Raw genomic sequence first — 12,770 nt, 5'->3', positions numbered from 1 at the left:
GCAGGTCGTCCGCGACCCCCTCCATGGGCCAGAATGAGCCCCGTGCCTTCCCTGTTGCTGATCGAGGACGACGACGCCATCCGCACGGCCCTGGAGCTCTCCCTGACGCGCCAGGGCCACCGGGTGGCCACCGCTGCCAGCGGCGAGGACGGTCTGAAGCTGTTGCGTGAGCAGCGGCCGGACCTGATCGTGCTGGACGTCATGCTGCCCGGCATCGACGGGTTCGAGGTGTGCCGGCGCATCCGGCGCACCGACCAGCTGCCGATCATCCTGCTGACCGCGCGCAGCGACGACATCGACGTGGTGGTCGGACTGGAGTCCGGCGCCGACGACTATGTGGTCAAGCCGGTGCAGGGCCGGGTGCTGGACGCCCGGATCCGGGCCGTGCTGCGGCGCGGCGAGCGGGAGTCCAGCGACTCGGCGACGTTCGGCAGTCTCGTCATCGACCGCTCGGCGATGACCGTGACGAAGAACGGCGTGGATCTCCAGCTGACCCCCACCGAGCTGAGGCTGCTGCTGGAGCTGAGCCGGCGGCCCGGCCAGGCGCTGTCCCGGCAGCAGTTGCTGCGGCTGGTGTGGGAGCACGACTACCTGGGCGACTCGCGCCTGGTGGACGCGTGCGTGCAGCGGCTGCGCGCCAAGGTGGAGGACGTGCCCTCGTCCCCGACGCTGATCCGAACCGTCCGTGGTGTCGGCTACCGCCTGGACACGCCTCAGTGACCGATACGCAAGGGGGGCTCCGCGGCTGGACCGCGGGGCGCAGGGGAAGTCTGTCGCGGCTGCGCTTCACCAGCCTGAGGCTGCGACTGGTGGTGGTCTTCGCGCTGGTCGCGCTCACCGCCGCGGTGTCGGCGTCGGGCATCGCCTACTGGCTCAACCGGGAGGCCGTGCTCACCCGCGCCCAGGACGCGGTGCTGCGCGACTTCCGGCAGGAGATGCAGAACCGCGCCGGGGCACTGCCGGAACACCCCACGCAGGACGAGCTGCAGCGCGCCGCCGGCCAGATGGCCGCCGGGAGCCAGCACTTCAGTGTGCTGCTGGTCGGCGAGGACGCCGGCGGCAAGAGGGTGTACGGCAACTCGGACGGCATCAGCGGCTTCTCGCTGGAGGACGTGCCCGCGTCGCTGCGGACGGCCGTGAACAAGCGGCAGAAGGTGACCGACTCCAACAAGGAGCCGTACCACCTGTACTGGCAGCGGGTCACGGAGCACGGCACGCCCTACCTGGTGGCCGGCACCCGGGTGATCGGCGGCGGTCCGACGGGCTACATGGCGAAGTCGCTGGAGCCCGAGGCCAAGGACCTCAACTCGCTGGCCTGGTCGCTGGGCATCGCCACCGGGCTCGCGCTGATCGGTGCCGCGCTGCTCGCGCAGGCCGCCGCGACGACCGTGCTGAAGCCGGTGCACCGGCTGGGCGTGGCCGCGAGACGGCTCGGCGAGGGCCGGCTGGACACCCGGCTGCGGGTGTCCGGCACGGACGAACTGGCCGATCTGTCACGGACGTTCAACAACGCGGCCGAGGCGCTGGAGAAACGGGTGGCCGAGATGGCGGCCCGGGACGACGCCTCCCGCCGGTTCGTGGCCGACATGTCGCACGAGCTGCGGACTCCGCTGACCGCCATCACCGCCGTGACGGAGGTGCTGGAGGAGGAGCTGGAGGCCGAGACCGGAAGCATGGATCCGATGATCGAGCCGGCCGTGCGGCTGGTCGTCAGCGAGACCCGGCGGCTGAACGACCTGGTCGAGAACCTGATGGAGGTCACCCGCTTCGACGCGGGCACCGCCCGGCTGGTCCTCGACGACGTGGACGTCGCCGACCAGATCACCGCGTGCATCGACGCCCGGGCCTGGCTGGACGCGGTGGAGCTGGACGCCGAGCGCGGCATCCACGCCCAGCTGGACCCGCGCCGGCTGGACGTCATCCTCGCCAATCTGGTCGGCAACGCGCTCAAGCACGGCGGATCGCCGGTGCGGGTGTCGGTGCGGGAGGCGGAGGACGAGGTGGTGATCCGGGTCCGCGACCACGGCCCCGGCATCCCGGAGGACGTCCTGCCGCACGTCTTCGACCGCTTCTACAAGGCAAGCGCGTCCCGGCCGCGCTCCGAGGGAAGCGGCCTCGGCCTGTCGATCGCCCTGGAGAACGCCCACATCCACGGCGGTGAGATCACCGCCGCCAACTCGCCCGAGGGCGGTGCGGTCTTCACCCTGCGGCTGCCCCGGGACGTCTCGGGGCTGGCCGAGGACGCCGAGGCGGACCGGCACGACGGGGAGGCCGGCCGGGCCGGGAACGGGAACGACGGACACGACGGTGCGGGGAAGGAGGGGTCATGACCGTAAGACGCCTGCTGGCGCTGCCCCTCCTGGGGCTGCTGCTCGCCGGCTGCGGCATCCGGGCCACGGAGGTGCCGACGGACTTCGGGGCGGCACCCTCCCGGGTGCCGTGCTCGCTGGCCGGGCCCGACGTCTCCGCGCAGTCCGCGCACGGGGTGCCGGTGCAGGTCTTCCTGCTGTGCCGGGCGTCGCTGGCGACCGTCGACCGGACCGTGCGGGTCCCGGACGGCACCCCGGACGTCCGGCGCCGCGTGATCGTGGCGCAGGGCCTGCTGGACCAGCTCGCCGCGTCCCCGTCGGCCGCGGAGCGGGCGGCGGGCTACGGGACGCACGTGCCGGGCGGTCTGCGCGTGTCCGGGCCCGGCCCCGAGGACCCCGAGGACACCCTGCGGCTGAGCACCGTGCCGGGCCGCCTGTCGTCGTACGCGCTCGCGCAGATCGTGTGCACCCTGTCGGACTCGGCGGCCGCCGAGGGCGACGGCGCGGTGGTCCTGGGCGGCCCAGGTGCCGCGGCGCCGCGGCGCTACGAGTGCACCGACGACGTCCGCACCGACCCGGGCTCCACGCCGCCCCCGTCGAGCGACGTCACGGGCGGCTAGCACGGGAAGGTTCCGGTGCGGAACCGATCCTGCCCCGCCCTGCGTCTTGGGGGGCGTGCAGCGTCAAGGCTCCATCGGCGACAGCGCCGAGATCCGCATCCGTGCGACCGGGGGTGTCCTCCTCGTCGCGCATCTCGCTCTCGTCGCCTGGCTGATGCTGCGGCCTCTGGACGTGCCCTGGGTGCTGCCGCCCAACCTGCGTCCGCTGGCCGGCATCCGGGCCGATCTGGCGCTGGGCTGGCCGGCCGCGGTGAAACCCCTCGGCGAGGGCCTCGCGCTGCTCGCGCCGCTGGGCGTGCTGCTGCCGATGGCGCACGGCAGGCTCGCCGTGTCCCCGGTCGCCTCCCTGCTCCGTACGGCGGCGGCGGGTGCCCTGGTCTCCCTCGGCATCGCCCTGTTGCAGACCGGCGTGCCGGGCCGGGTCGTGGACGTCGACTCGCTGCTGCTGAACACCCTCGGGGTGATCGTGGCGCACCTCGCCGTGGTGCCCGCGGGCCGTGCCCGGCTGCGGCGCCGGGAGGCGTACGGCCGGGGCGCGGCGGAGCCCGTCACCGTGCAGGAGGAGTTGTCTCAGGGTCGTACCCCGACGATTCCCAGGGTCGGGATCGCCCCGTAGAGCGACGCTTCGTCCGCTTCGTCTCCGTACCGTGGAAGACAGCTGGGGACGCCGCTCGGGCGGCCCCGACCATCGGCCCCGAGCGGGCCGACGACCACGGAGGAGCCGACATGACCGCCCTTGCCCGCCCCACCCACGGCCGCATGATCGGCGGCGTGTGCGCCGCGCTGGCACGGCGCTTCGGCACCTCGGCGACGACGATGCGGGTGATCTTCCTGCTGTCCTGCCTGCTGCCGGGCCCGCAGTTCCTGCTCTACATAGCCCTGTGGATCCTGTTGCCCTCGGAGGACAAGGCCCGCACCGCCTGGTGAGTGCCCGCACCCGGAAAGCCGTCGGGGCGCCCCGGATCCGGGGCGCCCCGACGTGTCGTACCGAAGCCGGTGTCAGCCGACCGGGACGCCGTTCACCGGCAGGCCGTGCGTGGGCAGGCCCTTCAGCGGCAGACCGCCCAGCAGGCCCGCGACCGGCTTGGTCGGCCCCTCGGCGATGACGCTCTCGGCGACCGGCTGCGCGGTCTTCAGGCCCTTGCCGACGGCCGGCATCGCGGCGGCGACACCCCGCTCGGCCACCGGCTTGACCTGCTTCAGGGCGCCGCTGTCGGGCAGCGCCTGGACGACCTGCTGGGGAGGCAGGGTCCTGGTCACGGAGTCGAGGGTCTGCGCGGAGTCCGGGACGGCCGGGGCCGCACCGGCCGCGCCCGCACCGGCGGCGGCGAAGGCGGCACCGAGGGCGGCGACACCGAGGGTCTTGGCGGCAGACTGCTTCATGGTGAATGCGTTCCTTGAATGCGGAGACGGAGATCACGAACGATCCGAGCGGTCCACGACCGTAAACACGCGGTACCGTCCGCCGCAAACACCGAAATGCGGACGCCTTGTGAAAGCGCGTCCGCATTCCCGGCCGGGGTCCGGTCGGCGACTAGCGCTCCGGATGACCGGAACCGCTGGTCGAAGCCGTCTACTGGAACAGCCATTCGGATTTCAGTTCCGCATATCCGGGCTTGACGACGTCATTGATCATCGCGAGTCGTTCATCGAAAGGAATGAACGCTGATTTCATCGCATTGACGGAGAACCACTGGAGGTCGTCGAGCGTGTAACCGAACGCCTCGACGAGGTGCTCGAATTCCCGGCTCATGGTGGTGTGCGACATCAGCCGGTTGTCGGTGTTCACGGTCGCCCGGAAGTGCAGCCTGCGCAGCAGCCCGATGGGGTGCTCGGCGTACGAGTGCGCCGCCCCGGTCTGCAGGTTGGAGCTGGGGCACAGCTCCAGCGGGATCCGCTTGTCCCGGACGTAGGACGCCAGCCGGCCGAGGGTCACCGCACCGTCCTCGGCGACCTCGATGTCGTCGATGATCCGCACCCCGTGTCCGAGCCGGTCGGCGCCGCACCACTGCAGGGCCTGCCAGATCGACGGCAGTCCGAAGGCCTCGCCGGCGTGGATGGTGAAGTGGTTGTTCTCCCGCTTCAGGTACTCGAAGGCGTCGAGGTGCCGGGTGGGCGGGTGACCGGCCTCCGCGCCGGCGATGTCGAAGCCGACCACGCCGGAGTCGCGGTGGCGGTTGGCGAGTTCGGCGATCTCCAGGGATCGGGCCGCGTGCCGCATGGCGGTCAGCAGGGCGCCGACCCGGATGCGGTGCCCGTTCTCGCGGGCGATCCGCTCCCCCTGCCGGAACCCCTCGTTGACGGCCTCGACCACCTGCTCCAGGGTCAGCCCCCGCTCCAGGTGCTGTTCGGGCGCGTACCGCACCTCCGCGTAGACGACGCCGTCCTCGGCGAGGTCCTCGGCGCACTCCCGGGCGACGCGGACGAGCGCCTCCCGGGTCTGCATCACGCCGACGGTGTGCCGGAAGGTCTCCAGGTACCGTTCCAGCGAGCCGGAGTCGGCGGCCTCGTGGAACCAGATGCCGAGCTTATCGGGGTCGGTCTCGGGGAGGTCCGGGTAGCCCGTCTCGCGGGCGAGTTCGACGACGGTGCCCGGGCGGAGCCCGCCGTCGAGATGATCGTGCAGCAGAACCTTGGGGGCCCGGCGGATCTGGTCCGCCGTCGGTACGTGTGCCGGGATGTTCGCCGGGACGGTCCCAGCCGGTGCAGTCTGGCTCGTCATTTCCGCACTCTAACGCCTACGCGCGTAGAGGGCCCGGTGTACGCGTGAGCCCGTCACCGGCTCCGCCGGCGGTGGTTTTCCGTCGATACGCAAAGGTGACCGCGAGTACGGGTTTCGTACACCGCGCCTTCTGACACTGTTCTGTCATGGGACAGCAAGCGACGCCGGTCCGAACGGCCAGGCTGGGAAAGGCAGTCGGCCCGGAGCCGACGGCGGTCAGCGGAGCGGTGCTGCTGCTCCCCGGCGGCGAGGAGGTCTCCGCCCGCAGGCCGTCCCCCGTCCGGGCGACGGCCTTCGTCCGCTCCCTGAGCCGCCGCATCGCCCGCGCGGGCCGCGGGGAGGGCCTGGCCGTCCACACCGTCCAGTACCGCTACCGGGGCTGGAACGGCAGCGCGGCGCATCTCGCCGCGGACGCCGAGTGGGCCGCGGGCGAGATCGTCCGACGGTACGGGGACGTTCCCGTGTGCCTGGTCGGCGTGGACATGGGCGGCCGGGCGGCGCTGCGGGCCGGCGGGCACGAGGCGGTGAACTCGGTCGTCGCCCTCGCCCCCTGGCTGCCGGAGGACGACGTCGCCGCTCCCGCGGAGCCGGTGAAGCAGCTGGTCGGACGCCGGGTGCTGATCGTGCACGGCACGAACGACGAACGGACCGACCCCGAGCTGTCGTTCCGGTTCGCGGCGCGGGCGAAGAAGGTGAACCGGGAGGTGTGCCGGTTCGAAGTGCACTCCGACGGCCACGGGTTGCACGGGCACCGCGACGAAGTCCTCTGGCTGTCGGCCGACTTCACCCTGGGGGCGCTGTTCGGGAACCCGGTGTCGCGGCCGGTGGAGGACGCGCTCGCCGCTCCGCCGCCGATCGGTCTGCGGATGCCGCTCGCGGCGGGGTTCGGCAAGTCGCTGCGGCGGCAGAACGCCTAGGGGAGCAGATTGCCCCGGCGCGAGAGCAGGAACTTCTTGAAGGCGGCCACCGGCGGGGTGTCCGGCCGGTCGGCCAGCCAGGCGACGCCGATCTCGCGGGCCGCCCTCGGGGCCGTCACCGTCAGCTCCACGACCCCGGGACGCGGGACCGTCGGCGGGGGCAGCAGCGCGACCCCGAGCCCGGCGGCGACCAGGCCCCGCAGGGTCTCCGCCTCCTCGCCCTCGAAGGCGATGCGCGGCTTGAAGCCGGCCTCACGGCACAGGTCGTCGGTGATGCGGCGCAGGCCGTACCCCGGTTCGAGGGTGACGAAGGTTTCCTCGGCGGCCTCGGCGAGGCGGATGCGGCGGCGGCCGGCCAGCGCGTGGTCCGCCGGGACCACCAGGCGGATCTTCTGCTCGTCCAGCCGCCGGGCGACCAGGTCGGGCGCGTCCGGGACCGGCGAGGTCAGACAGAGGTCCAGTTCGCCCGCACGCAGCCGCTCCAGCATGGCCTCGCCGTAGTTCTGGACCAGGCTGAACCGGATGCGCGGGTGGTCGGCGCGGAAGGCGTGCAGCAGACCCGGCACGGTCTCCGCCCCCATGGTGTGCAGGAAGCCGAAGGCGACCTTGCCGGTGGCCGGGTCGGCGTCCGCCCGGACCTCCTCCACGGCGCGCTCGATCTCCGCGAGGGCGCGTTCGACGGAGGCGAGGAAGGTACGGCCGGCGGTGGTCAGGGAGACCGTGCGGCCGTGCCGGGCGAACAGGTCGACGCCCAGCTCCTGCTCCAGGCGGGCCATCGCCCGGGACAGGGTCGACTGGGGGACGTTCATCTCCTGGGCGGCCCGGGTGACGTGCTCGGTACGGGCCACGCCGGCGAAGTACGCGAGGCGGGGCGCGAGCAGTCTCGACATCCCATGAATGTCTTCTGTGTCACCGGACGGTGACAGCCACGCCTGTGACCTCTGCTGATGCGCCATGGGAACGATTATGGCGATTCCATGCATTGGACGGATGAGTGGGGCCGTCCCTACGGTCGAGGCATGTCTCCCGCCAGTACCGGGGCGTCCACCACCGTGGACGCCGTCATGTCCGTCCCCTCCGCCGACTCCGCGACCGACTCCCGCATGGCGCCGGGCGGCCCCGGCTACCGCCGGATGAGTTTCGCCCTCTTCCTCGCCGGGGTCGCGACCTTCGCCCTCCTCTACTCCACCCAGGCCCTGCTGCCGCTGATCTCCGGTGAGTTCGGGGTGGCCGCGAGCGAGGCCAGCTGGACCGTGGCCGCCGCGACCGGCGGACTGGCCCTGTTCGTCCTGCCCATGAGCGCCCTGTCGGAGCGCTTCGGCCGCCGTACCGTGATGACCGCCTCGCTGGCCGTCGCGGTCACGGTCGGGATGCTGGTGCCCTTCGCGCCGTCGATCGGCGCGCTGGTGGTGCTGCGCGCGGTCCAGGGCGCGGCCCTCGCCGGTCTGCCCGCCTCGGCGACGGCCTACCTGGCCGAGGAGGTCCGGCCGAAGGCGCTGGTCACGGCGATCGGCCTGTTCGTCGCGGGCAACAGCGTCGGCGGCATGAGCGGCCGGGTGATCACCGGCTGGGTCGCCCAGGAGTGGGGCTGGCGGGTCTCGGTCGGGGTGATCGGGGCGGTCGCCGTGGCGTGCGCGGTGGCCTTCCGGGCGCTGCTGCCGGCGCCCCGGCACTTCCGCGCGGGCTCGCTGCGCCCCCGCGTCCTGCTCGGCACGGTCCGCGACCACCTCTCCGACCCGCTGCTGCGCCGTCTGTACGCGATCGGCGCGCTGTTCATGACGGTCTTCGGCGGCGTGTACACGGTGATCGGCTACCGCCTGACCGAGGCGCCCTTCGGTCTGCCGCAGGGCATCGTGGGCTCGATCTTCCTGGTCTACCTGGTGGGCACGGTGTCGGCGTCGACGGCGGGCCGTCTGGTGGGCCGCCTCGGCCGCCGGGGCGCGCTGTACCTGGCCGGCGGTACGACGGCCGCGGGTCTGCTCCTGTCGGTCGCCGACTCGCTGCCGCTGGTCCTGCTGGGTCTGGTGCTGATCACCGCGGGCTTCTTCGCCGGGCACGCGGTCGCCTCCTCGGCGGTCGGCAAGACGGCCGTGCACGGCCGCGCCCAGGCCGCGGCGCTCTACCAGTCCGCGTACTACGTCGGCTCCAGCGCCGGCAGCACGGCCGGCGCCATGGCCTTCCACTCGGGCGGCTGGACCGGCACGGTCGGTGTCGGCCTCCTCGCGGTCCTCGGTGTCGTGACGATCACCGTCCTCGGTTCGCGGGCGGCCCGGGTGGCGGCCCGGCGGGAGCCGGTGGCCGCGCACTGAGCCACGCGGCCGTGCGGCCGCGGGCCCGGTGCCGTCCGTTCATGTCCCTACGGCAACCGGTCCGGGCTGTGCTTTTCGCGCTCGGGGGGCCATTGTCAGTGGGCTGCGGTAGCTTCCCAAGTGCTGGCGCGCGAAGAGGCGTGAACAGGACGGCCACAGGGGTGGGTGGACGATGGGCAACGGCACGGCTACCGCGGATCTCGACACCGCGCTGGAGAAGCACCGCACCGAGCTGACCGGGTACTGCTACCGGATGCTGGGCTCCTCCTTCGAGGCCGAGGACGCGGTGCAGGACACCCTGGTGCGGGCCTGGCGGAGCTACGACAAGTTCGAGGGCCGCTCCTCGCTGCGCTCGTGGCTGTACCGGATCGCGACGAACGTGTGCCTGGACATGCTGACGGCGGGCAACAAGCGGGCCCGCCCCATGGATCTGACGGAGTCCACGCCGCTCGCCCAGGCCGCGCTCTCCCCCCGCCCCGACAACACGTGGCTGGAGCCGGTGCCCGACGCCCGGGTGCTGCCGGCGGTGGGCGACCCGGCGGAGGCCGCGGTGGCCAAGGAGTCGATCCGGCTGGCCTTCATGGCGGCCCTCCAGCAGCTGCCGCCCAAGCAGCGGGCGGTGCTGATCCTGCGTGAGGTGCTGGCCTGGAAGGCGAGCGAGGTGGCCGAGCTGCTGGACACCACCGTGGCCTCGGTCAACAGCGCCCTGCAGCGGGCGCGGGCCACGCTCGCGGAGCGCGAGGCGGCGGGTGAGCAGGGCTCGGTGTCCGATCCGCTGGACGAGGAGCAGCAGAAACTCCTGGAGCGGTACGTCAAGGCCTTCGAGGGCTACGACATGACGGCCCTGACGGCCCTGCTCCACGAGGACGCCGTCATGACGATGCCGCCGTTCGACCTGTGGCTGCGCGGCCCGGCCGACATCACCGGTTTCATGACCACCCTCGGTGCCTCCTGCGCCGGTTCCCGTCTGCTGCCGGTCACGGCCAACGGGCTGCCGGGCTTCGCGCACTACAAGCCCGACCCGGACAACGGCGGCTTCAGCCCGTGGGCGGTGCAGGTGCTGGAGCTGTCAGACGGCCGGATCACCGGTTTCCACTGCTTCCTCGACACCAAGCGCTGGTTCCCCCTCTTCGGCCTGCCCCTCCACCTGGAAGCGGAGTCCGAGGAGGTCGAGAAGAGCGGGTAGCGCGGGGTCGGGGTCCCGCAGCCGTATCCGCCCGCCGGCCCGGCGGGCGGCCAGCTCCAGCCGGGCCAGCAGGTCCACGATCCCGAGCCCGGGCGGCCCCAGCCCGCCTACGTCACAGACGACCACCCCGGTACCGCCGAGCTCCATCAGCGCCCGCACGTCGTCGCAGAGCCCCGGCACCGCGTCTCGGGTGACGGGGCCCGGCAGCACGAGCACGGCAGGTGTCCTGGCATCCACGTCGGGTAAGACCGGGCGGACCGGCCGAACTCATCGGCGGGGCGCCCGTCCACGGCCGTCGAAGATCACATTGACCGGGCCGCCCGCTCCCGTCGAGGGTGGGTTCCGTGGCGGGGGTGCTGAGCGGTTTCGCGGTGATCGCGGTCGTCATCGGGGTGGGCTACGTGCTCGGGCGGCGCGGGACGCTCGGCGCCCAGGGCGCCGAGGTGCTGACCCGGCTGGCCTTCACGGTGGCCGGTCCGGCGCTGCTGTTCACGACCCTCGCCGAGGCGGACCTCTCGGTGCTCTTCTCGGGCCGCCTGCTGGTGACGGCGCTGAGCACGGCGGCGGTGTGCGGGGTCTTCGTGGCGGCCGGCACGCTGCGCGGCTGGGGAGTGGGCCGTACGACGATCGGCGCGCTGTGCTCCGGCTACGTCAACTCGGGCAACCTGGGCATCCCGATCGCCGCGTACGTGCTGGGCGACGCGTCGCTGGTGGCACCGGTGCTGCTGTTCCAGGTCGTCCTGGTCACGCCGGTCGCGCTGACGATCCTGGACCTGTCCGGCATGGGCGAGAAGGGCACGGTGCGGCGCCGGCTGCTGACGCCGTTGCGGAACCCGATCGCGGTGGGCTCCCTGTCCGGGGTGGCGGTGTCGGCGACGGGGTGGCACCTGCCCGGGCCGCTCATGAACCCCCTCACCCTGATCGGCAACATGTCCGTGCCCGCCGCCTTGCTGGTCTTCGGCATGTCCCTGCACGGCAGCACGGCGCCCGGCCGGGGGCGGGACCGCCCGCTGCTCGTGCTGTCGGTCGCGCTGAAGTCACTGGGCCAGCCGCTGGTCGCCTGGGTGCTGGCCACGACCCTCTTCGGTCTGCACGGCGCCCCCCTGCTGGACGTGGTGGTCACCTCGGCCCTCCCGGCCGCGCAGAACCTCTTCACCTACGCGAGCCGCTACCGCGTGGCCGAGTCCCTGGCCCGCGAGTCCGTCCTGCTGTCGACGGTGGTCTCGGTACCGGTCCTGGTGGGGGTCGCCACGGCGCTGGGGTGACGCGGGGCCGCCGACGGGACCTCGCCGATGCCGATCGGTACGTCACCCCGCTCCGGCACGACGAACGGGACCGGCGGAGGTCCACCGGTCCCGTTCAGCCGTACGTTGAATCCGCGGGTCAGGCGATGCGCTCCAGCACCACCGGGTTCGCCTTGAAGTCCGTACCCGCCGCCGCGATGTCGTACGAGCCCGCCACCGACTCCAACGCGTACGCGAAGCGCTCGGGGGTGTCCGTGTGCAGGGTCAGCAGCGGCTGGCCCTCCGTCACCGTGTCGCCGGGCTTGGCGTGCATCTCCACGCCGGCGCCCGCCTGCACCGGGTCCTCCTTGCGGGCACGGCCCGCGCCGAGGCGCCAGGCGGCGACGCCGATGTCGTAGGCGTCGAGGCGGGTCAGCACACCGGAGGTCGGCGCCTTGACGACGTGCTGCTCCTTCGACGTGGGCAGCTCCGCGTCCGGGTCGCCGCCCTGGGCCGCGATCATCCGGCGCCAGACGTCCATCGCCGAGCCGTCCGCCAGCGCCTTCGCCGGGTCGGCGTCCTTGATGCCGGCCGCGTCGAGCATCTCGCGGGCCAGGGCCACCGTCAGCTCGACGACGTCCGCCGGACCGCCGCCCGCCAGGACCTCCACCGACTCGCGGACCTCCAGGGCGTTGCCCGCGGTCAGGCCGAGCGGGGTCGACATGTCCGTGAGGAGCGCGACCGTCTTCACGCCGTGGTCGGTGCCGAGACCGACCATCGTGGAGGCCAGCTCGCGGGCGTCCTCGATGGTCTTCATGAAGGCGCCCGTGCCGACCTTCACGTCCAGGACCAGCGAGCCGGTGCCCTCGGCGATCTTCTTCGACATGATCGAGGAGGCGATCAGCGGGATCGCCTCGACGGTGCCGGTGACGTCGCGCAGGGCGTACAGCTTCTTGTCGGCCGGGGCCAGGCCGTCGCCCGCCGCGCAGATCACCGCGCCGGTGGTGTCGAGGACGTGCAGCATCTCCTCGTTGGAGAGCAGGGCGCGCCAGCCGGGGATCGACTCCAGCTTGTCCAGGGTGCCGCCGGTGTGGCCGAGGCCGCGACCGGACAGCTGCGGGACGGCCGCGCCGCAGGCCGCCACGAGCGGGGCCAGGGGCAGCGTGATCTTGTCGCCGACACCGCCGGTGGAGTGCTTGTCGGCCGTCGGGCGGGACAGCGCCGAGAACTCCATGCGCTCGCCGGAGGCGATCATGGCCGCCGTCCAGCGGGCGATCTCGCGGCGGTTCATGCCGTTGAGCAGGATCGCCATGTTGAGCGCGGCCATCTGGTAGTCGGCGACCTCGCCGCGGGTGTACGCGTCGATGACCCAGTCGATCTGCTCGTCGGTCAGCTCCGCGCGGTCCCGCTTGGTGCGGATGACGGAGATGGCGTCCATGGCCATGGCTGCTGGCTTCCTTCCGGGAGGTGCGAAGTGCACGGCC

General features: G+C 72.7%; 14 protein-coding genes. 9 read left to right on the top strand and 5 right to left on the bottom strand.

Annotated features, from left to right (window positions below; translation table 11 throughout):
- Nucleotides 1–42 precede the first annotated feature (42 nt).
- The 5 genes from afsQ1 (at nt 43) to N8I86_RS23745 (ending at nt 3,856) form a co-directional block, all read left to right on the top strand.
- Complete coding sequence (gene afsQ1, locus N8I86_RS23765; RefSeq protein ID WP_176985599.1) at nt 43–720, top strand: two-component system response regulator AfsQ1; 678 nt, start codon at nt 43–45, stop codon at nt 718–720.
- Nucleotides 717–2,330, top strand: a complete 1,614-nt coding sequence (locus tag N8I86_RS23760) for a sensor histidine kinase (protein WP_263278662.1) — start codon at nt 717–719, stop codon at nt 2,328–2,330. Before afsQ1 ends, N8I86_RS23760 begins: the two co-directional genes overlap by 4 nt.
- The gene (locus N8I86_RS23755) at nt 2,327–2,929 is read left to right on the top strand and encodes a hypothetical protein (RefSeq protein WP_263278661.1); all 603 of its coding nucleotides are present in this window, start codon (nt 2,327–2,329) and stop codon (nt 2,927–2,929) included. Before N8I86_RS23760 ends, N8I86_RS23755 begins: the two co-directional genes overlap by 4 nt.
- Before the next feature lie 55 nt (nt 2,930–2,984).
- On the top strand, nt 2,985–3,545 hold the full coding sequence (locus N8I86_RS23750) for a VanZ family protein (RefSeq protein WP_073888956.1): 561 nt from the start codon (nt 2,985–2,987) through the stop codon (nt 3,543–3,545).
- Between the two features lie 110 nt (nt 3,546–3,655).
- Entirely contained in the window at nt 3,656–3,856 is a 201-nt protein-coding gene (locus tag N8I86_RS23745) for a PspC domain-containing protein (protein ID WP_073888954.1), read from the top strand.
- A 72-nt stretch (nt 3,857–3,928) separates the two neighbouring features.
- Here the strand turns inward: N8I86_RS23745 and N8I86_RS23740 are convergent, their stop codons facing one another.
- Nucleotides 3,929–4,312 carry an ATP-binding protein gene (locus tag N8I86_RS23740; protein WP_073888953.1) on the bottom strand — a complete coding sequence of 128 codons (384 nt, stop codon included), beginning with the start codon at nt 4,310–4,312 and terminating at the stop codon, nt 3,929–3,931.
- A 190-nt stretch (nt 4,313–4,502) separates the two neighbouring features.
- A complete protein-coding gene (locus N8I86_RS23735; RefSeq protein ID WP_263278660.1) occupies nt 4,503–5,651 on the bottom strand; it encodes an adenosine deaminase in 1,149 nt (382 codons plus the stop codon).
- A 146-nt stretch (nt 5,652–5,797) separates the two neighbouring features.
- On the opposite strand from N8I86_RS23735, the gene N8I86_RS23730 reads away from it, so the two are divergent.
- The gene (locus N8I86_RS23730) at nt 5,798–6,568 is read left to right on the top strand and encodes a dienelactone hydrolase family protein (protein WP_073888950.1); all 771 of its coding nucleotides are present in this window, start codon (nt 5,798–5,800) and stop codon (nt 6,566–6,568) included.
- Here the strand turns inward: N8I86_RS23730 and N8I86_RS23725 are convergent.
- On the bottom strand, nt 6,565–7,524 hold the full coding sequence (locus N8I86_RS23725; RefSeq protein WP_123436881.1) for a LysR family transcriptional regulator: 960 nt from the start codon (nt 7,522–7,524) through the stop codon (nt 6,565–6,567). The genes N8I86_RS23730 and N8I86_RS23725 overlap by 4 nt on opposite strands.
- A gap of 63 nt (nt 7,525–7,587) precedes the next feature.
- Between N8I86_RS23725 and N8I86_RS23720 the strand changes: the two genes are divergently transcribed.
- Together N8I86_RS23720 and N8I86_RS23715 are read left to right on the top strand one after the other, a co-directional pair.
- A complete protein-coding gene (locus tag N8I86_RS23720) occupies nt 7,588–8,877 on the top strand; it encodes an MFS transporter (RefSeq protein ID WP_073888947.1) in 1,290 nt (429 codons plus the stop codon).
- A 172-nt stretch (nt 8,878–9,049) separates the two neighbouring features.
- On the top strand, nt 9,050–10,063 hold the full coding sequence (locus N8I86_RS23715; protein WP_263278659.1) for a sigma-70 family RNA polymerase sigma factor: 1,014 nt from the start codon (nt 9,050–9,052) through the stop codon (nt 10,061–10,063).
- Here the strand turns inward: N8I86_RS23715 and N8I86_RS23710 are convergent.
- On the bottom strand, nt 9,947–10,222 hold the full coding sequence (locus N8I86_RS23710; RefSeq protein ID WP_241840778.1) for an STAS domain-containing protein: 276 nt from the start codon (nt 10,220–10,222) through the stop codon (nt 9,947–9,949). The two genes, N8I86_RS23715 and N8I86_RS23710, sit on opposite strands and share 117 nt — an antisense overlap.
- 185 nt (nt 10,223–10,407) lie before the next feature.
- On the opposite strand from N8I86_RS23710, the gene N8I86_RS23705 reads away from it, so the two are divergent.
- Nucleotides 10,408–11,328 carry an AEC family transporter gene (locus N8I86_RS23705; RefSeq protein WP_263278658.1) on the top strand — a complete coding sequence of 307 codons (921 nt, stop codon included), beginning with the start codon at nt 10,408–10,410 and terminating at the stop codon, nt 11,326–11,328.
- A gap of 118 nt (nt 11,329–11,446) precedes the next feature.
- On the opposite strand, the gene N8I86_RS23700 is transcribed toward N8I86_RS23705, so the two are convergent.
- Nucleotides 11,447–12,730: a thymidine phosphorylase gene (locus tag N8I86_RS23700; RefSeq protein ID WP_073888944.1), complete on the bottom strand. Its 1,284-nt coding sequence runs from the start codon at nt 12,728–12,730 to the stop codon at nt 11,447–11,449.
- Nucleotides 12,731–12,770: the final 40 nt, after the last annotated feature.

It is taken from the genome of Streptomyces albidicamelliae, assembly GCF_025642175.1.
GTDB classification, from domain to species: domain Bacteria; phylum Actinomycetota; class Actinomycetes; order Streptomycetales; family Streptomycetaceae; genus Streptomyces; species Streptomyces albidocamelliae.
Note: the sequence above shows the minus strand (reverse complement) of the source record. Positions and strands in the feature narration are given on the sequence as shown.